The sequence below is a fragment of the Rhodococcus aetherivorans genome (assembly GCF_011058165.1).
Lineage (GTDB): Bacteria > Actinomycetota > Actinomycetes > Mycobacteriales > Mycobacteriaceae > Rhodococcus > Rhodococcus aetherivorans.
Window position 1 is genome coordinate 65211 of the sequence record NZ_JAALEG010000003.1, and the last position, 22304, is coordinate 87514.

Below are 22304 nucleotides of genomic sequence, written 5' to 3' on the forward strand. Positions count from 1 at the left end.
GCGCTCCCGCGGCGTTCTCGGCTCCGGTGACGCGGTCACCGACGTTCTCGTTGCTGACATCGGCTCGCAGCCTACGCGTCGGCCGCTAGTGTGGCGCGCATGTCCACACTCCCGTCCCAGCGCGCGGCGCTGCGGCTGTCCGCGCTCCTCCTCGGAGCGGGCGCGGCGCACTTCGCCTCCCCCCGGCCGTTCGACCGGATCGTGCCGACGGCGCTGCCGGGTTCGCCACGCACCTATACCTACGTCTCCGGGGTGGCCGAGCTGACCGCCGGGACGGCGCTTGCGATTCCGCGGACCCGGCGGCTCGGCGGGACGCTGGCCGCGGCCCTGCTGATCGCGGTGTTCCCCGCCAACGTGCAGATGGCCGTGACATGGCTGCGCAGCGAGCGGCTCTCCCCGGCCGCGAAGGCGGTCGCGGTGGCCCGGCTGCCGCTGCAGGTGCCCCTGATCGCCCAGGCTCTCACGGCGCGGCGCAACGCCCCGCGCCGCTGACCGCCGCTATCGCTCGCCGGCCGACGGGCGGTCCGCGCCGGCGCTGCGCACCAACCGGTCCAGCCGCTCGGCGCCGGGCAGGTCCTCCGGCGCGATGGTCCGCCCGGTGCGCACGTAGTGGAATGCGGCCCGCACCTTGTCGAGAGGCGGCACGGCCGGTCGGCCCGTCGCGCGGAACGTGCGGGCGGCCATCAGCTGCGCCCAGGCCAGTCGGTACGCGGCCAGCTGCATCGCCACCGCCTCGAGCCGGTCCTCGTCGGGCTCGGCGCCGGTCTTCCAGTCGATGACCGTCCAGCCGCCGTCCGAGTCCTCGAACACCGCGTCGATCCGGCCACGGATCACCACCCCGGCCAGCGACGTCTCGAACGGAACCTCCACCTCCACCGGGCTGCGCTGCGCCCACCGCGAGCGCAGGAACGCCTCCTGGAGCCGGTCGAGTTCGGTCTCGTCGCCGCCGGCGTCGTCCGCGCCGGGCAGTTCGTCGAGGTCGAGCAGCCGCGTGGCGCCGTATCGCCGTTCGAGCCACGCGTGGAAGGCGGTGCCGCGGCGCGCCAGCGGATTCGGCCGGAACGGCAACGGACGGCGCAGCCGCGCCGCCAGCGCGGCCGGGTCCGCGGCCAGATCCACCAGCTGGCTGACCGACATCTGGGCGGGCAGCATCACCTCGGCACGCTGCTCGGCGCGCCGGGCCCGCTCGGCGAGCAGCGCGTCGACGTCCGCGGCCCAGTCGTCGGGGTCGTCGTCCGGGGTCGCCGGGGGCTCGGGTTCGGGCTCCTCGAGCATCGCGAGGACCAGGGCCGCGCCCTGCTCGACGAAGGGACGCCGCACCCCGAGGGGATCGCGCGGCCACACGGCGGTGTGCGGATCCGCGGTCATCGGGTTCTCGGTGCCCGGCTCCGGCGCCGGGGCCCAGGTCTCGATGCGGCCGAGCCCGGGTCGCGCCGCCACCAGCTCGTGCAGTTCGGACAGGAACGGGGACGGTCCCTTCGGGTCCGTTCCGGACTCGGCCCAGTGGTGCCCGGAGACGAACAGGGCCCGCTCCGTGCGGGTGAGCGCGACGTAGAACAGGCGCCGGTCCTCGTCCAGTTTCCGGCGCTTGAGGGCGTCCTTGTGCGTGTCGATGCAGTTCTCGAGCGATTTGCGGTCGTAGACCTCGTCGAGATCGAGGACGGGGACGCCGTCGCTGTTCTCGCCCGGCAGCGCCCGGTCGCCGCGCAGCGACGGCGGCAGTTCCCCGAGGGCGCCGAGCCATGTGCTGCCGGCCGTCGACGAGGGGAACACCCCGGCGGTCAGGTGCGGGACCGCCACCACCTCCCATTCGAGGCCCTTGGCCGAGTGCACGGTCAGCACCTGCACCCGTTCGGTGGCGACCTGCACCTCGCCCGGAGCGAGTCCGCCCTCGATCGCCTCGGCGGCGGAGAGGTAGGCGAGCAGGCCGGTCAGCGTCGCCGAACCGCGGCTCGCGTACCCGGCGACCACGTCCGCGAAGGCGTCGAGGTTCTCCCGGCCGACACCGCCGTCGCTGCCCGCGCGGGCCTGCGCCTCGATGCCGATGCCGAGAACCCGCTCCACCTCGGCGACGAGCTCCGTCAGCGGCTGGCCCAGCCGCTCCCGCAGGGACGCCAGCTCCTTGCCCAGCGCGACGATGCGCGCGTAACCGAACTCCGAATACCGATGCGGCGGACCGGGATCGGAGAGTGCGTCGGCGATCCCGGCCTGTTCGGACTGCTCGCCCGGCAGGGCGCTGTCGAGCGCCTCGGCGAGGGCGGCCGAGTCGGTGACCGTGCCGGCGACGCCGAAGCGGCCGCCGATGGCGAGTTCGCCGGCCCGGCGCCACAGCGCCTTCAGGTCGGCGGCGCCGAGCTGCCAGCGGGCACCGGTCAGCACCCGCACGGCCGCGCTGCCGGCCGTGGGGTCCGCGGCCAGCCGCAGCATCGCGATCACGTCCGCCACCTCGGGGGTGTGCAGCAGGCCGCCGAGACCGACCACCTCGACGGGCAGGCCGTGGGCTCGCAGCGCCTCCGCGATCGGCGCGGCGTCGGCGTTGCGGCGCACCAGCACCGCCGCTGTCGGCGGCGACGCCTCGGCGGCCCGGGCGGCCGCGTACTCGGCGGCGATCCGCCCGGCCACCCATTCCCGTTCGGCCTCCACGTCCGGATGCAGGGCGAGCCGGACGTCGCCGGGGGTCGGCTCCGGCTTCGCCCGCAGCGTGCTGACCTGGACACCCTTGTGCCGCAACGGTTCCGATGCCAGATTTGCCAGCTCCAGCGCCTCTGGGGGGTTGCGCCAGCTGGTGAGCAACTCGAGCCGGGGCGCGGGGCTGCCGTCCGGCAGCGGGAAGTCCGTCGAGAACCGGGGCAGGTTTGCCGCGGACGCGCCACGCCATCCGTAGATCGACTGCATCGGATCCCCCACCGCGGTCACCGCGGGCATCCGCTCCGAGGCGCCGCCGGACAGGGGACCGCCGAACAGCGACGACAGGAGGACACGCTGCGCGTGGCCGGTGTCCTGGTACTCGTCGAGCAGCACCACCCGGAAGCGGGCCCGCTCGGCGCGGCCGACCTCCGGGTGGTCGCGGGCCATCCGGGCGGCGAGCGACATCTGGCTGCCGAAATCCAGCGCGCCCTCGCGGCGCAGCGTCTGCGCCAAGCGCTCGACCAGGGGCAGCAACTCGATCCGGGCCTGCTGCGCGTCGAGGATGTTCAGCAGGGTCTTCGACGGTCCCCCACGCTGATTCGGGCCGGCGGGCAGCGTGTGCACGAGCTTGTCCAGCTCGGTGTGCGCCACGCGCAGGTCCTCCGGCTCGACGAGGTGCTCGGCGAGCTGCCCCGACAGGGCCAGCACGCACTCGGTGACCGACGCGGGATTGCGGTCGGTGTCGAGGTCGCCGTCCCAGGCGCTGACCACGCGGTACGCGAGCTGCCACAGCTCGGTCTCGGACAGCAGGGTCGCCGACGGTTCGATGGGCAGCAGCAGCCCGTGCTCACCGAGCAGGCGCCCGGCGTACGCGTGATAGGTGCCCACCTCCGGCTCGCCGGCGAGGATGCGGGCGCGAAGCCCGCCGGTCGGGTCGAGGTCGCGCACCAGCGCCGATCCGGCGAGCTTCGCCAGCCGCCGGCGGATCCGGGTGGTGAGCTGCTGGGCGGCCTTGCGGGTGAACGTCAGGCCCAGCACCTGTTCCGGGTCGACGAAGCCGTTCGCGACGAGCCAGACCACGCGCGCCGCCATCGTCTCGGTCTTGCCGGCGCCGGCGCCGGCGACGACGAGCGTGGGCTGCAGCGGCGCCTCGATCACCGCGGCCTGCTCGCCGGTCGGCGGGAACTGCCCGAGCGCGGCGGCCAGCTCGACCGCACTCACCGTCGGTGGTGCCACTATCCCGTCACCTGCCTGCCCTCGTCGTGCGCCGGGCAGCTCGACAGGACCGGGCAGTGCCGGCACCCGTCGTTGACCCGGGCCAGGAACTGCGGTCCGCGGGTGGCCGCGGCTGCTTCGTGGATCACGTCGCGCCAACGGTCGAGCGCCTCGGCGTCCAGCGGGGGCTGTACCCGCTGGGTGGCGCCCTCCTTGTTGTGCGGTTTGGCGACGAACACCAACCGTGCCCCGCCGGGTTCGCCGGCGGGCTGCCCGTCGATCGCGCCGGCCGCGGCGGCGACCTGGTAGGCGGCCAGCTGCGCGTGCTGCTGCGCCGCCTCCTTGGTGACCGGATGGCGCGCGGTCTTGACGTCGATGATCACGGGCCGCCCGTCGGGGTCGCGCTCGAGCCGGTCGATCCGGCCGCGCAGCCGCACCCGAGGCTCGTCCTCGGTCCGGGGTTCGAGGATGCCGTCGACGGCGATCTCGACCCCGACCTCGGTGAGCTCGCCACGGGTGCCGCGCAGCCACGCCGAGAACGTGTCGAGCATGGCGCGGGTGCGTTCGAGCTCGCGACGGGCGTACCACTGGGAGCCGAGATCGACCGAGTCCCATGCCCGTTCGAGCGCCCGCTCCACCTGGTCGGGCGGGATCCGCCCGGCGAGCGCCTGCACCAGCGTGTGCACCAGGCTGCCCGCGACGGCGTGGGTGTTGTCGCCGTCGGAGCCGCCGTGCCGCTCGAACATCCACCGCAGCGGGCACGTGGTGAGCTGTTCGACCGTCGACGGCGACAACGGCACCGCGTCGGCCCCGGGGTCCCACAGTTCCTGTTGCGTGCTGGGCTCGGCGGTGCCGTACCACTGGTCCGGATGCGCGCCCCGCACACGGGCCCGGGCGAGCCGCGCGAGCTGTGCGGCCGCCCGGCGCTGCCGCTGCGGATCGTCCCGGGCCACCACGGGATCGCACACCACGCTGCGCAGCTCGGCGACGAGGGTGGGTAGGGCGAGCACCCGGGTGCGGGTCTCCTCGGGCAGCACCGAGACGTCCTCACCCGCCTCGTCGACGACGTCGTCGGAGTCCGCGCCCACCAGCTCGTCGACGAACCGGGACCGCACCATGTCGGTGTCGCCGCCCACCGATTCGACGGCGGTGACGAGCAGGGTGCGCCGCGCCCGGCTGCACGCGACGAGGAACAGGCGGCGCTCGTCGGCCAGTAGCGGCGCGGTGCGTGAGAGCCGCGTCGAGCCGTCGCCGCCGCCGTCGGCCCCGGACACCGCGTCGATCAGCGTCTCGATGCCCAGCAGGGTGCCGCGGGCGCGCAGGCTCGGCCACAGGCCCTCCTGCACGCCGGCGACCGCCACGACATCCCACTCCCGGCCGGCCGCCGAGTGGGCACTGACGACGGTGACCGCCTCCGCCGGCGCGACCAGGCGGGTGCGGACGGTGCCCGGGATCTCCTGCTCGGTGAGGTAGTCGACGAATCCGGCGAGCTGGGCGCGCGGCAGCCGGTCGACGTAGTCGGCGGCGGCGTCGAACAGCGCCACGATGCCGTCGAGGTCGCGGTCGGCCTGCGCGCCGACCGGACCGCCGCGTTCGGACGCCGCGGCCCACTTGCGCTCGAGTCCGGTGGCCTGCCACGCCTCCCACAGCACGTCCTCGATGCCGCCGCCGCGGCGCGCGGCCTCCCGGGCCTTGCGCAGCACGGCCTGGGCCTTCTTCAGCGGCGCCGCCTCGACGTCGGTGAGTCCGCGCTCGAGCCGTTCGGCGTTTTCGCCCTCGTCGTCGACGAGCAGCAGTCGCAGCAGTTCGGCGGAGTCGCGGTCGCCCCCGGCGGCGAGCTCGACACGGCGCAGGCCGCGGCGCAGGCGGCGCAGGGCGACCGGTTCGGCTCCGCCGACGGGCCCGGACAGCAGGGCGAGCGCCTCCTCGCCGCCGAACGGCAGCCCGGACAGTGCCCGCAGTACGAGCAGCAGCCCGGCGACGCCGTGCTGGCGGGCCAGCGGCAGCTCGGAGGCGGCCGTGGTCACCGGCACGCCGGCCGCCAGCAGGGCGCGCCGCAGCGGGGCGAGCGAGCGCGGCACCGACCGCACCACGACGGCCATCCGGGACCACGGCACCCCGTCGACGAGGTGGGCGCGGCGCAGCGTGTCGGCGACGAGCGCGGCTTCCTTCGCCGGCGTCGGCAGCACCCGGACCCGCACGGTGCCCGGGTCGTCCGACGGGACGGCGGGTGCGCCGCGGTGCGGCGGGAGGCCGGACAGCCGGCGGGTGATACGGCCGACGAGTTCGGCCACCTCGGGGGCGGCGCGGTGGTTGGTGCCGAGCACCACGCGGCGGCTCGGGTCGTCGTCGACCAACGCGGCGAGGAAGGCCGGGTCGGCGCCACGGAAGGTGAACACCGCCTGGTCCGGATCGCCGGCGACGGTGGTGGTGCGGGTGCCGAGCCCGACGACGCGCACCAGTTGCGCCGCCTGCGGGTCGAGATGCTGGGCGTCGTCGACGAGCAGGTGCCGGATCCGGGACCGTTCCCGTGCGAGCAGGTCGGGGTCGGTGACGAACGCGGCGAGGGCCGCCCCGACGAGTTCGGCGGCGTCGAGGGCGGGCGCGGTGGCCTCGGGCGCCTCGATGCCGACCGCGCCGCGCAGCAGCATGATCTGCTCGTACCGGGCGGCGAATTCGCCGACGGCGACCCACTCCGGCCGCGACCGCCGCTGCCCGAGCTCGATCAGGTCCTCGGGACCGAGGCCGCGTTCGTTGGCGCGCAGCATCAGGTCCCGCAGCTCCACCGCGAAGCCGGTCATGCCGAGCGCGGGCCGCAGCCGCTCGGGCCACATGCCCGCGCCGTCGTCGAGATCGCCGCGCAACAGCTCGCGCAGGACGGCGTCCTGCTCGGCGCCGGTGATCAGGCGGGGGGGCGGGTTGCCGTGCGTGGACGCCTGCAGCCGCAGCACCGCGAACGCGTACGAGTGGACGGTCCGCACCAGCGGTTCCCGCGTGGCCCGGGGACCACCGGGAACCGCCCCCACGCGGAGCAACCCGGCGGTGATCGCCTCTCGCACCTCGGTCGCGGCGCGCCGGGAATGGGTGAGCACCAGCACCGACTCCGGGTCGGCGCCGGCGGCGATCCGGGACACGGCCAGGTCCACGAGCAGCGCGGTCTTACCCGTCCCGGGGCCGCCCAGCACCTGCCACGGCCGCCACTGCGGCATGGGCGGCGAATCGGCGAACACCCGCTGCACGTCCTCGGGCCACTGTCGCTGCGGCGGCGCCTCGTCCGGCCTCGGCACCAGCCGCACCTCGGCCTGCCGGGGCCGGGCGTCGGGGCGGATGTCGGCGTCGGTCATGGGGCCATTCCAGCAGACGGGACCGACACCGCCGCGGAGCGGCGAATCCCGCACCGCCGCGGAGCGGCGAATCCCGCACCGCCGCGGAGCGGCGAATCCGACAAGGCCGCGGAGCGGCGAGTCAGCCGGGCAACGGAACGTTCTGCAGCCGGACCTGACCGCGCGCCAGGGTCCTGCCGCTCTCGGTGCCGGTGACGGTGACGAGCCACAGCTGCTGGACGCGGCCCTGCTGAAGCGGTTCGGCGACGACGTCGACGCGCTCCCCCGTGCTCGAGCGCAGGAAGTCGGTGCTGTTGTGCACCCCGACCGCGAACTGGCCGCGGTCCTGGACAGCGGCGCTGGCCCCGACGCTGGCCGCGGATTCGACGGCGGTGGTGTAGACACCGCCGTGCACGACGCCCCACGGAGTGTGATGGTCCCGGCTCAGATCGATGTGTCCGGTGACCCGGGTGCCGGAGACCTCGTCGAGCACGAGGCCCGCCGCCTGCAGGAAGGCGCTGCCGGCGGGGAGATCGGTAGAGGTGGTGTCCATGGCGTCACGCTAACTTCTGAAATTACAGTTAGCAAGGGTCTAGCCTCGATGCATGCGCTGGTTGGAGACGGACACGGCGAACTGTTCCGTGCAGCGGACACTGGACGTGATCGGCGAGAAGTGGACCCTGCTCGTCCTGCGGGAGGCGTTCAACGGCGTGCGCCGGTTCGACGACATGCGGCGGCACGTCGGGATGTCCGAGCCGATCCTGGCCGACCGCCTGCGCAAACTGGTGGCCGCGGGAATCCTGCGCCCGGTGCCGTACCGGCAGGCCGGACACCGCACCCGCAACGAGTACCGGCTCACCGACAAGGGTCTGGACCTCTTCCCCGTCCTCGTCGCCCTGCTCCAGTGGGGCGACCGCTACTGCGCCGACGAGGACGGGCCCCCCGTGGTGGTTCGCGACCGGGTGAGCGGCCGGCCCGTCGCCGCGGTGGTCGTTCCCGCCGGCACGGCCGGACTGACCGCCCGCGAGACCGAATCGACCCCGGGTCCGGGAGCCCGGCCCGTCCCCGCCGACCGGCCGCACCGGTCCCGCGCGAGCGCATCGGCTGCCACCGGAACCGGCCGCGGCCCTGACACAATCGACGGGTGAACGAACTGCACACCCATCTGTTCGGCCCCGCCGACGGTCCGCAGCTGCTCGCCCTGCACGGCCTCACCGGTCACGGCCGGCGCTGGGAGCACCTCGCGTCGGAGCACCTGCCCCAGGCCCGGGTCATCGCGCCGGACCTGCGCGGGCACGGCCGCTCCCCGTGGACGCCGCCGTGGAACTTCGAGACGCACGTGCGGGACCTGCTCGCCGTCCTCGACGCCCACGCCTCGGGTCCGGTGCTGGTGGTCGGGCATTCGTTCGGCGGCGCCCTCGCCGTGCATCTGGCGGCGACCGCCCCCGAGCGGGTGCGCGGGCTGGTGCTACTGGATCCGGCGATCGGGCTGCCGCCGGAACGCATGCTCGAGATCGCGGAGCTGACCGTGCAGCACCCCGACTACACCGACGCGGCCGAGGCCCGCGCCGACAAGACGAACGGCGCGTGGGGCGAGGTCGATCCCGCGCTGCTCGACGCCGAACTCGCCGAGCACCTGATCACCCTCGACTCGGGCCGGGTCAACTGGCGCCTGTGCGTTCCCGCCCTGGTGACGTCGTGGAGCGAGCTGGCGCGTGAGTTCGTCCTGCCACCGGCGCACCTGCCCACGATCGTCGCGCGGGCCGCGAAGGTGCAGCCGCCGTACGTGACCGACGAGTTCCGGGCCGCCCTCGCCGACCGCCTCGGCACGAACCTCACGGCGCTCGACATCGACTGCGACCACATGATCGATCAGGCACGACCGGAGGAGACCGCGGCCCTCGTCCGGAAGCTGCTGTAGATGCCGGCAACGAGCGAGGCGGACGTCGAACGCGTCCGGGAGCTGGTGGCCTCCGTCCCCGAGGGCCGCGTGACCACCTACGGCGACGTCGCCGCGGCGGCCGGCCTGTCCAGCCCGCGCACCGTGGGCTGGATCATGCGGACCGACAGCGCGGACCTGCCGTGGCACCGGGTGGTCCCGGCCTCCGGAAGGCCCGCCGCGCACCTGGCCCACCGGCAACTCGCCCGGCTCGAGCTCGAAGGGGTGCCGATCCGCGACGGCCGGGTCGATCTCGCGGCGGCGCGGCACCGCTTCTGAGCCGGCTCACACCAGCGGTGGTGCCGCTCGCCGGGGCTCGAGGACGGCCGCGCCGAGCCCGGCCAGCACGTCGACCGCGGCGAGCAGTTCCGCGACCGGCCGGGTGAACGGCAGGCGCTGATGGTCGTCGAACGCGTGGCCGGTGCCGAATCGGGTGCCCGGCAGCAGGACGAGTCCCTGCCGTTCCGCCGCGGCGACGAGGCGGGTGGAACCGATGCCGTCCGGCAGCCGGCACCACAGCGACAACCCGCCCGCGGGCGGGACGAACCGCCACCCGGGCAGGCGTGCGGCGACGGCCGCGGCGAGCGCCTCCTGACGGGCGCGCAGCCCGGCGCGACGCTCGTCGAGGATCCGCTGCCACTGCGCGAACAACTCCACGGCGGCGAGCTGGTCGAGGATCGAGACGCCGAGCTGGCGCCGCAGCAGCACCTCCCGCACGCGCGCGACGGTCGCCCGGTCGCCGCGCACCCAGCCGATCCGGATGCCGCCCCAGACCACCTTGCTCAACGAACCGACGTGCACGGTGGCCGCGTCCGGGACCGCCGCCCCGAACGGCTCGATGTCGTCGCCGGCGAACGACAGCTCCGCGGCGACCTCGTCGACGACGGTCAGGACGCGGTGCCGCCACAGGGTCGCGGCGAGGGACCGCCGCGCGGCCACGCTCAGGCTCGCACCGGTCGGATTGGCGTGGTCGGGCATCAGGTACGCGACGGTCGGGGCGTGCTGCCGCGCGGCGCGATCGGCCTCGTCGACGATCACATCCGGATCGTCGACGTCGACGGGCACGGCGACGGACTGGGCTCCGGTCGCCGCGATCGTCTCGAGCGCGCCGGGATGGCTCGGATGCTGGTGCAGCACCCGTCGTCCCGCCCCGACGACGGTGTGCAGGACGGCGTCGAGTCCGTCCGCCGCGGCGGCGGTGATCAGCACCTGCTCGGGGTCGGTCGGCAGTCCGCGGGCGGTGTACCGCGCCGCGACGGCGGCACGCAGCTCGGGCAGGCCGCTCGGCGCGTACCCGTGACCGGCCAGCAGGTCGGGCAGCCGGGTCTGCGCGACCGCGTAGGCGGCGGTCAGCAGGGACGACGCCTCCGGGGCGGCGTTGCCCAGGTCCAGCACGCCGGGCACGGGGGCGCCGAGCGCGGTGCCCCACGGCTGCCGGCCGTCGGGAGCGGCAACGAACGTGCCCGCCCCGTGCCGGGTGAGCGCCCAGCCGTCGTCGCGCAGGTCGCCGTAGGCGGCGGCCACCGTGACGCGGCTGACGCCGAGCGCGTCGGCCAGCGCCCGCTCGGCGGGCAGGCGCGCGCCGACCGGGAGCCGGCCGTCGGCGATGCGGCGGCGCAGCGCGGCGGCGACGGCCCGGTACAGCGGACCGCGGTCGGCTCCGACGTCGCCGAGCAGCGCCGCGAGCCGGGCAGCGGACGGGGTGGCGGACACGTCCTTCATACAGTCCACTTTCGCACGGTGGACCGGAATCTCCGGTCCACCGGCCCGAGAGAATAGGACCATGATCTTCCTGGTCGTTCTCCTCACCGCGCTCAGCCTGGCGGCGGCCACCTGGACAGTGCTGGACACCGCGCAGGGCGGCCGGTGCGGTATCGGCGGGCCGCCGCGCAGTCACCACACGCCCGACTGACCGCCCCGGCACACCGCGCCGGCCCGCGTCGGGCAGCATGAGCTCATGAGTTCGCTGACCGACGTCGAGGCCGTCATCGTCGCGGGCGGACGCGCGACCCGCATGGGCGGCGTCGACAAGCCCGCACTCGTCGTCGGGGGCCGGCGCATGCTCGACATCGCGCTGGCCGCGGTGGCCGGGTGCCGCCGGATCACCGTCGTCGGACCACGGCGCGACGATCTCGACCCGGCGGTGGTCCAGGTCCAGGAGCAGCCCGCCGGGGCCGGGCCCGTCGCCGCCCTCGCCGCCGCGGGTCTTCACGCACCGGTGGTGCTGGCCCTCGCCGCCGACCTGCCGTTCCTCACCGCGGACACGGTCACCGCACTGGTGGAGACCCTGCGCGGCGCCCCCGGAGCCGACGCGGCGTTCGCTGTCGACGACTCGGGCCGGATCCAGTTCCTGCTCGCCGCGTGGCGTGGTCCCGCGCTCGCCGGCCGCCTCGCCGCGCTGGGGACGGATCCGGCCAATCAGCCGATGAAGGCCCTGCTGCCGGAGCGCTACGTCACGGTCCCGGTGGCGGGGACCGCGGACTGCGACACCCCGCAGGAGCTCGCGCAGGCCCGCGCCGCGCGTCCCGGGCTCGTCGCGGCCGACCCCGCCGCCGCCCGCGCGGAGATCCGGCGGTCGTTGCCGCGGTTGCCGGTCCGCACCGTGGCGCCCCAGGCGGCGGAGGGTGCCACCCTCGCCGCGCCACTCGTCGCCGCCGAGGCCCTGCCGCGGGCCGCGGTGTCGGCGATGGACGGGTACGCCGTCGCCGGCGACGGTCCGTGGCTGCTGCGCGCCGAGGTCCACCGGGCCGGCGCGACCGAGCCGTTCACCCTGCACGACGGCCAGGCCGCGCGGATCGCCACCGGTGCCTACCTGCCGCCCGGCGCAACGACGGTGGTGCGCGACGAACACGTCGAGGTGACCGACGGCACCGTGACCCGGATGCCCGGCGCCCCGGTGCGCGACGACGCGCGCCGTCGCGGGGAGGACTGGGCGCCCGGTCACGTGCTCGCCGAGGCGGGCACTGCCCTGGGCCCGGCGGTGGTCTCCGCTGCGCTGAGCGGCGAGGTGACCGCGGTGCCGGTCCGCGGGCCCGTCCGGGTCCACGTGGTCGTCACCGGCGACGAGATCCGCCGCGACGGGCCGCTGCGCGACGGCCAGACCCGCGATTCTCTCGGCCCCGTCCTGCCGCGGTTCGTGCAGTGGTGCGGCGCCGCCGTCGCCGGCGAGGCGCACCTGCGCGACACCGTCGACGGGTTCGACCGGCTGCTCCGCGAAGCCACCGACGTCGACACGATCGTCGTCACCGGGGCGACCGGCGGCGGGGCCGCCGACCAGCTGCGGGCGGCGCTGGCCCGCGCCGGCGCGGCGATCGTCGTCGATCGGGTCCGGTGCAAGCCGGGCGGTTCCCAGGTGACAGCGGTGCTGCCGGACGGTCGTGTGGTGCTCGGCCTGCCCGGCAACCCGGTCGCGGCCGTCGCGACGCTGCTGGTGATGCTGCCCGCCGTCGTCGACGGGCTGACCGGACGACGGCCGGAGCCACCGTGGACCGCGCCGCTCGCCAACGCCTCGCAGGTGAGCGGCGACGTCACCCGGCTGCTGCCGGCGACACAGACCGACGACGGGCTGTGGGTGTGCGACAACGCGATCCGCACCGCACACCTGGCGGGGCTGATCGGGCGACGGGCGATCGCGCTCGTGCCGCGCGGCGCGGCGGACGGCGATCCGGTGGAACTGGTGCCGCTGCCACACTGACCGGCGCGCCGGTCAGGCCGGGTGCGCGAGGACCCGGTATCCGGTCTCGTGGAGCCGCCGGTGCTCCGGCCACCGGTCGCGGGTCCAGCCGGGTTCGGTGTGGGCCGCGACGATCGCGGCGGTCGTCGCGGCGTGCAGGTCGAACTCGAGGTCGCGGCGCAGTTCCGGCAGGACGGTCCGCTCCCCCGCCGTGCGCGCCTGCACGATGGTGGCGACCGTCTCCGCGACCCGCGCGTCGGCGCAGCGCAGCACGCGACGATGCGCGAACGGCAGCACGACCCACAGCACCGCGACGGCGACGAGCACGCCGATCACCGTCTCGAGCAGGCGGTCGCGGGCCACCACGGCGAAGTCGTGCGGCACCCCGGCGCCGCCGAGCAGCAGCGCGAGCGGAGTGATGAACACCATCGCCACGCCGTAGTTCCGGACCAGGTACTCCTCGGTTCCGGCGAGCAACACCGCGACCACCACGACGAGCGCGACGGCCGTCGGGGCGGCCCACACGACCGCGGCCAGCACGCCCAGACCCACGACGGTGCCGGCGAACCGGTGCAGGCCCCGGTAGCTGCCCAGCACCCGGTCGGGTCCCTGATGCAGCACCATCGCCGCCGTGATCACCGCCCAGTCCGGCCGCCCGACACCGCACGCGAGCGCCAGTGCGCCCGCGACGGGACCGGCCACGACGAGGCGAAGGACGATGGTCCAGGATCGACTGCCGGGCCGGGCGGCCCGCGCCAGCCGGTATCGCGCCGACGGGCGCGGCAGCGGTGGTTGCGGCCGCAGATCGTCGGTCTCGGAGGCGGCACCCTCGTCGGTTCCTGCGACGACCGTCGCGAGCCGCAGGTGCGCCGCTCGGAGCGTCCGGGTCAGCGGATGCGCGCCCCCGCCCAGCCGCCCGTCGTGCAGGCACATCCACGCGACGTGCAGCGCCCGGACCGCCTCGTGCCGCGGCCCGGTCTCCGCCGGGGCGCGCAGGCAGGCGTCGACGGCCTCCACGGCCGCCGCCACCGCGGCACGCTCGGGTGCGCGGGGCCGAGCCAGCGCGCCCGACATCGACACCACCACTGCCGTGCCCGCGCCGGCCGCGGTCCACGACACGACCGCACCGACCGGCACGCCGGCGCTCGGCAGTGCCGCCGCGATCTCCAGGGTGAGCAGCGGCAGGAACGCACCGGGTGCACCGAAGCGCAGCGCGTCGACCAGGAAGGCGCCCACGGCGACGACCGCCGTCATCACCGCCACGAGCAGGAGCCACGTCCATTCCGAGCCCGAATGCACGAGCGTGCCGACACCGGCGCCCAGACCGGCCAGCGCGACGAGCACCGCCGCGACGACCATCACCACCTGCCACCGCGCCCGGTAGGCGCGGCCCTCGCCGTAGACGACGGCGAACGCCCCGAGGGCGGCCGTCGCGGCGACGGGCCCGTGACCGAGCGCGAGGCCTGCCAGGCCGGGCAGCGCCACCGCGGCGGCCGCGCGCAGGGCACCGGGCCAGCGCCGGCCCCGCCGGGGCACTCCGAGCAGGAGCGTCCGCGCAGGCCCCGGCGCCGGGATCGGCGGGCTCGCCGCGTCACTCCGGGACCCGGCTCCCGGATCTGTCACCGCTTCGGACACGAGGATCGACGATACGGCGCGCACCCGCGGTCGGCGGCGCCGTGTCGGCAAGGTCACCCGCGCAGCGGGCCTCCGGCGAGCAGCGCCGTCGCCGCCGACCGGTACCGCTCGGCCACCAGGCGCACGATCGAGTCGTGCACCCCGAGCGGGGCCGCCACCCCGTCGGCGCCCGCATCGGCGAGACGCGCGTGGAACAGCCCGTCGGCGAGCAGGTACGAGGCGACGAACACCCGGCGCGCACCCGCGGCGCGCAGTCCGGCGACGACGTCCGGCACGCGCGGGGCACCCGTGGCGACGTACCCGACGCGCACGGCGACGCGCGCGAGGGCCGACAACATGTCCGCGGCCCGTCGCACGTCGCCGAGGGCGCGGGGGTCGGAGGAGCCCGCCGCGGCGAGCACCACCGCGTCACCGGGTTTCCAGCCGGCCGCGGAGAGCCGGTGCAGCAGCACCCGTGCGAGCACCGGGTCGGGTCCGAGCGCGCGGGTGACCGCCACGGCGGGATGCCCACTGTCGGCGACCTCGCGTGGCACGTCGGCGTGCACGTGGTAGCCGGAGGCGAGGAAGGCGGGCACCAGCACGGTGGGCCGGCTGGAATCGCGCAGCACCTCCGCCGGCGAGGGTCCGAGGACATCGACGAACGCGACGCGGGTGGCGCCCACGTCGCGGGAGACGGCGTCGGCGAGGGACGCGATCATCTCGACGCCGCGCGGATTGCGCGTGCCGTGAGCGACGAGCAGCAGGGCCGGGTCGATCATGGTCACAACTCCTGATCCGGAACGGGGTCGGCCGGAGAGATGCCCCTAGCCGAGCGGGTATTCCTTGTCGGCGCAGCCCACCGGGTCGACCGCGAGCCGGTAGCCACGCTTGACGACGGTCTGCACGATCGTGGGGGCGCCGAGCGCGGACCGCAGCCGCGCCACGGCGGTCTCCACGGCGTGGGTGTCGCCGCCGCCGCCGGGCAGCGCGGCGAGCAGTTCCTCACGCGAGACGACCCGGCCGGGCCGGGCGGCGAGGGTGCGCATCAGCGCCATCGCGGCGGGCGCCAGGCAGCGGATCTCGCCGTCGACCACGACGCAGCGGCCGCGGACGCTGAGGACGTGCCCCCCGGCCTCGATGCGATGGGCGCGCCGCGGCAGCTCTTCGGCCAGGTGCCGGGCGAGGGATCCGAGCCGGGCCCGGGCCGGTGCCGAGACCGGCACCTCCAGCTCGACCAGCGGCGCGGCCGTCACGGGCCCCACGCACACCGCGGTGACCCCGGTGCGCAGCGCGCGCAGCATCAACTCGAGCATGCCGGTGGCCTTGGAACGCATCAGCAGCGACGCGACGGCCGGCGCGCTGGTGAAGCTCACCGCGTCGATGCTGTGGTCGGCGATCTGCTCGATGAGCCGGTCCAGCGCGGTGGGGTCGTCGGGCGGGGTCCACCGGTACACCGGGACCGCCACCACGTCGGCACCGGCGTCGCGCAGCACCTCGCACAGGTCCGCGCCGGGTTCCCACTCGGTGCGGGCGCCGTGCAGCTGCACCGCGATCCGCACCCCCTCCACACCCTCGGCCAGCAGGTGCTCGAGCACCTCCGCGGACGACTCCGACGCCGGCGACCACTCCTCCCGCAGGTCGGCGGCCCGGATCGCGCCGGTGACCTTCGGCCCGCGGGCCAGGATGCGGCTGCCGCCCAGGGCCTCGCCGAGCTGCTCGGCGAGGCCCCAGCCGTCCGCGGCCCCCATCCAGCCGCGGAAGCCGATCGCCGTGGTGGCCACGGTGATGTCCGGCGGGGTGTCGAGGATGTCGCGCGTCACGCGCTCGAGCTCGGCGTCGTCCGCGAGCGGGATGATGCGGATGGCGGGTGCGTGGACAACCTCCGCGCCGCGCCGGGTGAGCAGGGTGGCGAACTCGTCGGCGCGGCGTGCGGCGGTGATGCCGATCGTGAAGCCGTGCAGCGGCGCGTTGTCCTCGCTCACGAACGCTCGCCGTAACCGCGGTGCACGGGCACGAGGCTGTGGATCTGGACGACACCGGCCCACACCCGCACGTCGTACACGGGCAGGCGGACCGACGGATCGTCGAGGCAGCGTCCGTCGTCCAGCGAGAAGACCTGCTTGAGCAGCGGCGAGGCGACGGTGGGCTCGCCGCTGCGGTCGCCGACGATCCCACGCGACATCACCGCGGCGCGGCCGAACGGATCGAAGTTGCCCACCGCCCGCAGACTGCCGTCGTCGAGCCGGAACAGCGCGGCCTGCTCGCCGCCGCGCAACAGCACGGCGACGCCGCGGCCGGGGATGAGGTGACTGAGCGGGCACGCCGACGTCCACTCCAGACGCCCGTCGTACACGCTGGCACGCGACGCGCGCTCGGGGGTGTGCGTCTCGATGACGGTCATGAATGTCCTCCTTGGAACTACGGACGGAATTCTCCGGGGCCGGTGTTTCTCGGGCGTTAACCCGAGATTCCCTCACGGTAAGAGGGCATTCCGACCAGCACCGGCACCTTCCGCTTGCCCGAGTCGTCGAACCGCACGGTCGGGTCGGCCACCTCGGGCGCGTTGACGAACGACACGAACCGGGACAGCTTCTCGGGGTCCTCGAGCACTCCCTTCCACTCGTCCCGGTACCCGGCGACGTGCTTGGCCATCGCCGCCTCGAGCTCGTCGCCGATGCCGAGGCTGTCCTCGCACACCACCGCCCGGAGGTGCTCGAGCCCACCCTCGAGGGACTCGAGCCAGGGCGCGGTGCGCTGCAGGCGATCGGCGGTGCGCACGTAGAACATCAGGAACCGGTCGATGTACTTGACGAGCGTCTCGTCGTCGAGACCACCGGCGAGCAGCTGCGCATGCTTGGGCGACTGGCCGCCGTTGCCGCACACGTACAGGTTCCAGCCGTTCTCCGTGGCGATCACCCCGACGTCCTTGCCGCGCGCCTCGGCGCACTCGCGGGCGCAGCCGGAAACGCCGAACTTGAGCTTGTGCGGTGAGCGCAGCCCGCGGTAGCGCAGCTCGAGGTCGACCGCCATGCCGACCGAGTCCTGCACGCCGTACCGGCACCACGTCGAGCCCACGCAGCTCTTCACGGTGCGCAGGGACTTGCCGTACGCCTGGCCGGATTCCATGCCGGCGTCGACGAGCCGCTGCCAGATGAGCGGCAGCTGCTCGACCCGCGCACCGAACAGGTCGATGCGCTGGCCGCCGGTCATCTTGACGTACAAGCCGAAGTCGCGGGCGATCTCGCCGATGACGATGAGCTGCTCGGGGGTGCACTCCCCGCCGGGCATCCGCGGCACCACCGAGTAGGTGCCGTTCTTCTGGATGTTGGCCAGGAAGTGGTCGTTGGTGTCCTGCAGCGCCGCCTGCTGCCGGCCCAGGATGTGGTCCGAGTCGGTCGAGGCGAGGATCGAGGCGACGACGGGCTTGCAGATGTCGCAGCCGGTCCCCTGGCCGTACTTGGAGATCAGTGCCGAGAACGTGCGGGTGTTCGTGGCCTGCACGATCTGGAACAGCTCGGCCCGGGACTGCTCGAAGTGCTCGCACAAGGACTTCGACATGACCACACCGGACGCCGCGAGGAGCTGCTTGACGGTGGGCAGGCAGCCGCCGCACGTGGTGCCGGCGCCGGTGCAGGCCTTGACCTGGGCGATGTCGCACGCGCCGTCCGCGATGGCACCGCAGATCGTCCCCTTGGTGACTCCGTTGCAGGAGCACACCTCGGCGTCGTCGGGCAGCGACCCGGCGCCCGGCTTCTCTCCCGCCGGGGAGATCAGCGCCGCGGGGTCGCCGGGCAGCTCCCGGCCGACGAGCGGCCGCAGCGACCCGTACGCGGAGGCGTCGCCGACGAGGATGCCGCCGAGCAGTGTCTTCGCGTCGTCCGAGACGACCAGCTTGGCGTAGGTGCCCTTCGCGGCGTCCGACAGCACGACCTCGAGGGCGCCGGGAGTGGTGGCGTGCGCGTCGCCGAAGCTCGCGACGTCGACGCCGAGCAGCTTGAGCTTCGTGGACAGGTCGGCGCCCGGGAACTCGGCGGCGCCGCCGAGGAGCCGGTCGGCCACCACCTCGGCCGTGCTGTAGCCGGGGGCGACGAGGCCGTAGCAGGTGCCCTCGACGGCCGCGCACTCGCCGATCGCGTAGACCGCGTCGTCGGTCGTGCTGCGGCAGCCGAGGTCGGTGCGGACACCGCCGCGCGGGCCCAGCTCGAGCCCCGCGTCGCGGGCCAGCCCGTCCTGGGGACGGACGCCTGCGGAGAACACGAGCAGCGCGGCGTCGATCACCGACCCGTCGGACAGTTCCACCCTCAACCCGCCGGGACCCTCGGTGATGCCGGCGGTGCCGACGCCCGTGTGCACCGTCAGCCCGAGATCGGTGACGAGCCGGGCGAGGAGCGCACCACCGCCCTCGTCGACCTGCAGCGGCATGAGCCGGGGGGCGAACTCGACGACGTGCGGCGTCATGCCCAGCATCCGCAGCGCGTTGGCCGCCTCGAGGCCGAGGAGCCCGCCGCCGACGACGACGCCGACCGCTCCCGGAGCGGCCCGCTCCGCGCCGGCCCGGATGCCGTCCAGGTCGTCGAGGGTCCGGTAGACGAAGCACCCGGCCAGATCCTTGCCGGGAATCGGCGGGACGAAGGGGTACGAGCCGGTGGCCAGGACGAGCGCGTCGTACCCGATCACCTCACCGGCGTCGGTGGTGACGGTGCGCCCGGCACGGTCGATCGCCGCGGCCCGGGTGCCGATCCTCAGCTCGACCAGGTCGTCGCCCTCGTACTCGTTGCCGGCGAGGGCGAGTTCCTTCGAATCCCACGAGCCGACATAGGAGGACAGTCCCACGCGGTCGTAGGCGGGCAGCGGTTCCTCGCACAGCACCGTCACCGACCAGAGGTTCTTCTCGTCGCGGGCGCGCAGCGCCTCGACGAAGCGGTGGCCCACCATGCCGTGTCCGACGACGACAACAGACTTGTGGCTCATACCGTTTCCTTCTTCCTTGCGTACGTGATGGGGGCCGGCCGCGGTCAGACGCGGGTGGCCACCGTGTCGGCGGTGACGTCGCGCGGTGCGGGCGTCTCCGCGGGCGGGGCGGTGGGTCGGCGCAGGAACACGGCCCAGGTGACGACGATGCAGACCAGGTAGAAGGCGAGGAACACCCAGAACGCCATGGTCGCCGACTTGGCTTCGCTGCTGTAGGACGCGCGCAGCACCAGGTTGATCCCGACGCCGCCGAGTCCGCCGATGGCGCCGGCGAATCCGATCAGGGCGCCGGACATGCTGCGCGCCCATGCGGCCTTCCCGGCCCGGTCGAGCGAGTCGAGGCTCTGCGCCTTGGCCTCGAAGATGGACGGGATCATCTTGTAGACGGAGCCGTTGCCGATGCCCGAGAGCAGGAACAGGGCGATGAACCCGAGGACGAAGGTCACCATGATGCCGCCGGTGGCGGCGCCGGCGGTGGCGTCGTCGAGGGTGCCGGCGGTGACGAGCAGTCCCGCCGCGAGGGCCATTGCCGCGAACGTGTACAGCGTGATCCGGCCGCCCCCGATCCGGTCGGCCAGCTTGCCGCCGAGGGGCCGGGCGATCGAGCCGAGCAGCGGGCCGATGAACGCGATCTGCGCGGCGTGCAGGGAGGCCTCGGCGGCGGTCGCGCCCCCGGCCAGGAAGTTGATCTGCAGCACCTGCCCGAACGCGAAGCTGAAGCCGATGAAGGAGCCGAAGGTGCCGATGTAGAGGAAGCTGAGGATCCACGAGTCGCGGTACCTCAGGGATTCGCCCATCGCCCGCAGGTCGGCGCGCTGGTCACCGAGGTTGTCCATGAACAGGGCCGCGCCGAGCGCGGCGAAGGCACACAGCACCAGGTAGACGGCACACACGATCCACGGCTCGGTGTTGCCGACGGTGGCGATGACGAGCAGGCCGACGAGCTGGACCACCGGCACGCCGATGTTGCCGCCGCCCGCGTTCAGGCCCAGCGCCCAGCCCTTGAGCCGCTGCGGGTAGAAGGCGTTGATGTTGGTCATCGACGAGGCGAAGTTGCCGCCGCCGAGTCCGGCGACCGCGGCCACCACCAGGAAGGTGGTGTACGAGAAGCCGGGGTTGAGCATCAGGTACAGGGCCGCGAGGGTGGGGATCAGCAGCACCAGCGCGCTGAACACCGTCCAGTTCCGACCGCCGAACCGGGCCGTGGCGACGGTGTAGGGAATGCGCAGCAGCGAGCCCACGAGGGTGGGCACCGCGACGAGGAAGAACTTGCCGGCGGGATCGATGCCGTAGACGTCGGCCGGCATGAACAGCACCATCACGGACCAGATGGACCAGACGGAGAAGCCGACGTGCTCGGCCAGGACGGACCAGATCAGGTTCCGCTTCGCGATCTCCTTGCCGCCGGCTTCCCATGCCGCCGTGTCCTCGGCGTCCCAGTGTTCGATGCGGTGCTTGCGCGCGAACTTCGCACGCAGGCCTTCGGTCGGTGATACTCCGGTCGTTGCGGCCACCCCATGCCCCTTCCTCGGGTCGGTATCGATGGACCCAAGGTAGGAAACGGGTGTTGCCGCGGTGCTGCCCTCGGTGACTGCCGCGTCAAGAGATGCTCACCTGCGGCAGGAGGCCTCCGTGAGGTCGGCGCCGCGGGTGCTCGCGGGCTGTGGACCGGCACCGGAACCGCCCCAGGTGTCCTCGACGTACCGGGGCCGGCAGGCGACCCGGCCGGCGACGAGCACCACGAGCGCCGCACACCCGAGGAACGCGAACGGCGCCGTCCAGCCGCCGGTGGCCTCGCGCAGCACACCGACCAGCACCGGGCCGAGACACGCGACGGTGTAGCCGAGACCCTGGGTGAAGCCGGACAGGGCGGCGGACGCTGCGTGGGTGCGGGTGCGCAGATTGATCAGGGTGAGCGCCATGGGGAACGTGGTCGGCCCGACGCCGATCGCCAGCACCCACAGCGCCGTGGCCGTCAGCGGCGCGAGCAGCAGACCGGTGAACCCCACCGCGTAGCACGCCACGCACACGACGACGAGCGGGAACGGATCCCGCATGCGGGCGCACGCGGCGGGAGCGACGAACGAGGCGGTCAGGCCGACGAACGAGAACAGGGCGATCATGGCGCCGCCGAGCGCCTCGCTGCCGCCGGCGTCGAGCAGCACCGCGGGGATCCAGGTGAACATCGAGTAGGTGATCAGCGAGGTCATGCCGAACATGCCGGCCATGCCCCACGCGACGGGCGAGCGCCACACCCGGCCGGGCGTGGGCTGGGAGTGCGGCGCGTCGCCGGCAGCCGGACGCGTGCCGCGGGCCCGGTACAGGACGCCGATCCACGGGATCGCCGCGGCGAACGCCCACGCCGCCCACAGCCCGATGGACCAGCGCCACCCGGCGGCCTCGGCGACGGGGACCGCCGCGAGGGCCGGCAGCACCGTCCCGATCTGGACACCGACGATGTACACGGTGCTCACGACCGCGAGCCGGTCGGAGAAGTACCTCTTGACCAGTGGCGGGATCACCACGTTGCCGACCCCCATCCCGGCGAGCGCGAGCGCGGAGAACGCGAGCAGTGTCCACGTCTCGTGGGTCAGCGCGCGCGCTGCCATGCCGAATCCGGCGGCCAGCATCGCGACGAGGGCCGTGGCCTCGAGCCCGGCCCGGCGCGCGATGACGGGGGTGAGCAGCCCGAACACCGCGAACATCGCGGTCGGCACCATGCCGAACACGCCCACCACGGCGGGCGCGAAACCGAGCTCGGCGCGGATCTGCTCGGCGAGCGGGCTGAACGAGGTCACGGCGAGGCGCAACGTGAGCGCGGACATCACGATCGCAACGAAGACCAGGAGCCGTCCCCGCAGGAGGGACGGGGACGAGGATCCGGCACCGGTGACAGCCACGAGCGAAATCATAGGATGACCCGACGTCTATCGTCGAAGGT

General features: G+C 74.3%; 17 protein-coding genes. 6 read left to right on the forward strand and 11 right to left on the reverse strand.

Annotation, left to right across the window (positions count from 1 at the left end; all coding sequences use genetic code 11):
* The first annotated feature begins 99 nt into the window (after positions 1-99).
* A complete protein-coding gene (locus tag G6039_RS02035) occupies positions 100-492 on the forward strand; it encodes a DoxX family protein (protein ID WP_029544562.1) in 393 nt (130 codons plus the stop codon).
* Positions 493-498: 6 nt separating this feature from the next.
* Here the strand turns inward: G6039_RS02035 and G6039_RS02040 are convergent, their stop codons facing one another.
* The 3 genes from G6039_RS02040 to G6039_RS02050 all read right to left on the reverse strand — a co-directional run bounded on the left by G6039_RS02040 (position 499) and on the right by G6039_RS02050 (position 7719).
* Positions 499-3849: an ATP-dependent helicase gene (locus G6039_RS02040; RefSeq protein ID WP_043797081.1), complete on the reverse strand. Its 3351-nt coding sequence runs from the start codon at positions 3847-3849 to the stop codon at positions 499-501.
* Between the two features lie 14 nt (positions 3850-3863).
* Positions 3864-7187, reverse strand: coding sequence for an ATP-dependent helicase (locus G6039_RS02045; RefSeq protein ID WP_029544567.1), 3324 nt, complete (start codon positions 7185-7187; stop codon positions 3864-3866).
* Between the two features lie 121 nt (positions 7188-7308).
* A complete protein-coding gene (locus G6039_RS02050) occupies positions 7309-7719 on the reverse strand; it encodes a PaaI family thioesterase (protein WP_029544569.1) in 411 nt (136 codons plus the stop codon).
* 52 nt (positions 7720-7771) lie between these two features.
* Between G6039_RS02050 and G6039_RS02055 the strand changes: the two genes are divergently transcribed.
* Genes G6039_RS02055 through G6039_RS02065 form a run of 3 tightly spaced genes read left to right on the forward strand, consistent with a single transcriptional unit; the run spans position 7772 to position 9384 of the window.
* A complete protein-coding gene (locus tag G6039_RS02055; RefSeq protein ID WP_029544571.1) occupies positions 7772-8314 on the forward strand; it encodes a winged helix-turn-helix transcriptional regulator in 543 nt (180 codons plus the stop codon).
* Entirely contained in the window at positions 8311-9087 is a 777-nt protein-coding gene (locus G6039_RS02060) for an alpha/beta fold hydrolase (RefSeq protein WP_029544573.1), read from the forward strand. The genes G6039_RS02055 and G6039_RS02060 overlap by 4 nt, the downstream gene beginning before the upstream one ends.
* On the forward strand, positions 9088-9384 hold the full coding sequence (locus G6039_RS02065) for an MGMT family protein (protein ID WP_006942757.1): 297 nt from the start codon (positions 9088-9090) through the stop codon (positions 9382-9384).
* 6 nt (positions 9385-9390) lie between these two features.
* Here G6039_RS02065 and G6039_RS02070 read toward each other — a convergent pair whose 3' ends face one another.
* Positions 9391-10827: an aminotransferase-like domain-containing protein gene (locus tag G6039_RS02070; RefSeq protein WP_029544575.1), complete on the reverse strand. Its 1437-nt coding sequence runs from the start codon at positions 10825-10827 to the stop codon at positions 9391-9393.
* 61 nt (positions 10828-10888) lie between these two features.
* On the opposite strand from G6039_RS02070, the gene G6039_RS30950 reads away from it, so the two are divergent.
* Together G6039_RS30950 and G6039_RS02075 are read left to right on the forward strand one after the other, a co-directional pair.
* Positions 10889-11017, forward strand: a complete 129-nt coding sequence (locus tag G6039_RS30950; RefSeq protein ID WP_006942753.1) for a hypothetical protein — start codon at positions 10889-10891, stop codon at positions 11015-11017.
* 45 nt (positions 11018-11062) lie between these two features.
* Positions 11063-12799, forward strand: coding sequence for an NTP transferase domain-containing protein (locus tag G6039_RS02075; RefSeq protein WP_043797068.1), 1737 nt, complete (start codon positions 11063-11065; stop codon positions 12797-12799).
* A 12-nt stretch (positions 12800-12811) separates the two neighbouring features.
* On the opposite strand, the gene G6039_RS02080 is transcribed toward G6039_RS02075, so the two are convergent.
* From G6039_RS02080 to G6039_RS02110, 7 genes are all read right to left on the reverse strand, one after another.
* Positions 12812-14314 carry an FUSC family protein gene (locus tag G6039_RS02080; protein WP_174824781.1) on the reverse strand — a complete coding sequence of 501 codons (1503 nt, stop codon included), beginning with the start codon at positions 14312-14314 and terminating at the stop codon, positions 12812-12814.
* A gap of 152 nt (positions 14315-14466) precedes the next feature.
* Complete coding sequence (locus G6039_RS02085; RefSeq protein WP_043797078.1) at positions 14467-15171, reverse strand: sirohydrochlorin chelatase; 705 nt, start codon at positions 15169-15171, stop codon at positions 14467-14469.
* A 45-nt stretch (positions 15172-15216) separates the two neighbouring features.
* Complete coding sequence (locus G6039_RS02090; RefSeq protein ID WP_006942745.1) at positions 15217-16374, reverse strand: uroporphyrinogen-III synthase; 1158 nt, start codon at positions 16372-16374, stop codon at positions 15217-15219.
* On the reverse strand, positions 16371-16793 hold the full coding sequence (gene nirD, locus G6039_RS02095; RefSeq protein ID WP_006942743.1) for a nitrite reductase small subunit NirD: 423 nt from the start codon (positions 16791-16793) through the stop codon (positions 16371-16373). The genes G6039_RS02090 and nirD overlap by 4 nt, the downstream gene beginning before the upstream one ends.
* Positions 16794-16849: 56 nt before the next feature.
* A complete protein-coding gene (gene nirB, locus G6039_RS02100; protein WP_006942741.1) occupies positions 16850-19363 on the reverse strand; it encodes a nitrite reductase large subunit NirB in 2514 nt (837 codons plus the stop codon).
* A gap of 44 nt (positions 19364-19407) precedes the next feature.
* Positions 19408-20877 carry a nitrate/nitrite transporter gene (locus tag G6039_RS02105; RefSeq protein WP_006942740.1) on the reverse strand — a complete coding sequence of 490 codons (1470 nt, stop codon included), beginning with the start codon at positions 20875-20877 and terminating at the stop codon, positions 19408-19410.
* Between the two features lie 96 nt (positions 20878-20973).
* Positions 20974-22275: an MFS transporter gene (locus tag G6039_RS02110; protein WP_043797064.1), complete on the reverse strand. Its 1302-nt coding sequence runs from the start codon at positions 22273-22275 to the stop codon at positions 20974-20976.
* Between the last annotated feature and the right edge of the window lie 29 nt (positions 22276-22304).

Coding starts and splice junctions, on each gene's coding strand:
- G6039_RS30950 (WP_006942753.1), top strand. CDS start 10,889: ATGATCTTCCTGGTCGTTCTCCTCACCGCGCTCAGCCTGGCGGCGGCC.
- G6039_RS02035 (WP_029544562.1), top strand. CDS start 100: ATGTCCACACTCCCGTCCCAGCGCGCGGCGCTGCGGCTGTCCGCGCTC.
- nirB (WP_006942741.1), bottom strand. CDS start 19,363: ATGAGCCACAAGTCTGTTGTCGTCGTCGGACACGGCATGGTGGGCCAC.
- G6039_RS02045 (WP_029544567.1), bottom strand. CDS start 7,187: ATGACCGACGCCGACATCCGCCCCGACGCCCGGCCCCGGCAGGCCGAG.
- G6039_RS02110 (WP_043797064.1), bottom strand. CDS start 22,275: ATGATTTCGCTCGTGGCTGTCACCGGTGCCGGATCCTCGTCCCCGTCC.
- G6039_RS02050 (WP_029544569.1), bottom strand. CDS start 7,719: ATGGACACCACCTCTACCGATCTCCCCGCCGGCAGCGCCTTCCTGCAG.
- nirD (WP_006942743.1), bottom strand. CDS start 16,793: ATGACCGTCATCGAGACGCACACCCCCGAGCGCGCGTCGCGTGCCAGC.
- G6039_RS02055 (WP_029544571.1), top strand. CDS start 7,772: ATGCGCTGGTTGGAGACGGACACGGCGAACTGTTCCGTGCAGCGGACA.
- G6039_RS02070 (WP_029544575.1), bottom strand. CDS start 10,827: ATGAAGGACGTGTCCGCCACCCCGTCCGCTGCCCGGCTCGCGGCGCTG.
- G6039_RS02085 (WP_043797078.1), bottom strand. CDS start 15,171: ATGATCGACCCGGCCCTGCTGCTCGTCGCTCACGGCACGCGCAATCCG.
- G6039_RS02065 (WP_006942757.1), top strand. CDS start 9,088: ATGCCGGCAACGAGCGAGGCGGACGTCGAACGCGTCCGGGAGCTGGTG.
- G6039_RS02075 (WP_043797068.1), top strand. CDS start 11,063: ATGAGTTCGCTGACCGACGTCGAGGCCGTCATCGTCGCGGGCGGACGC.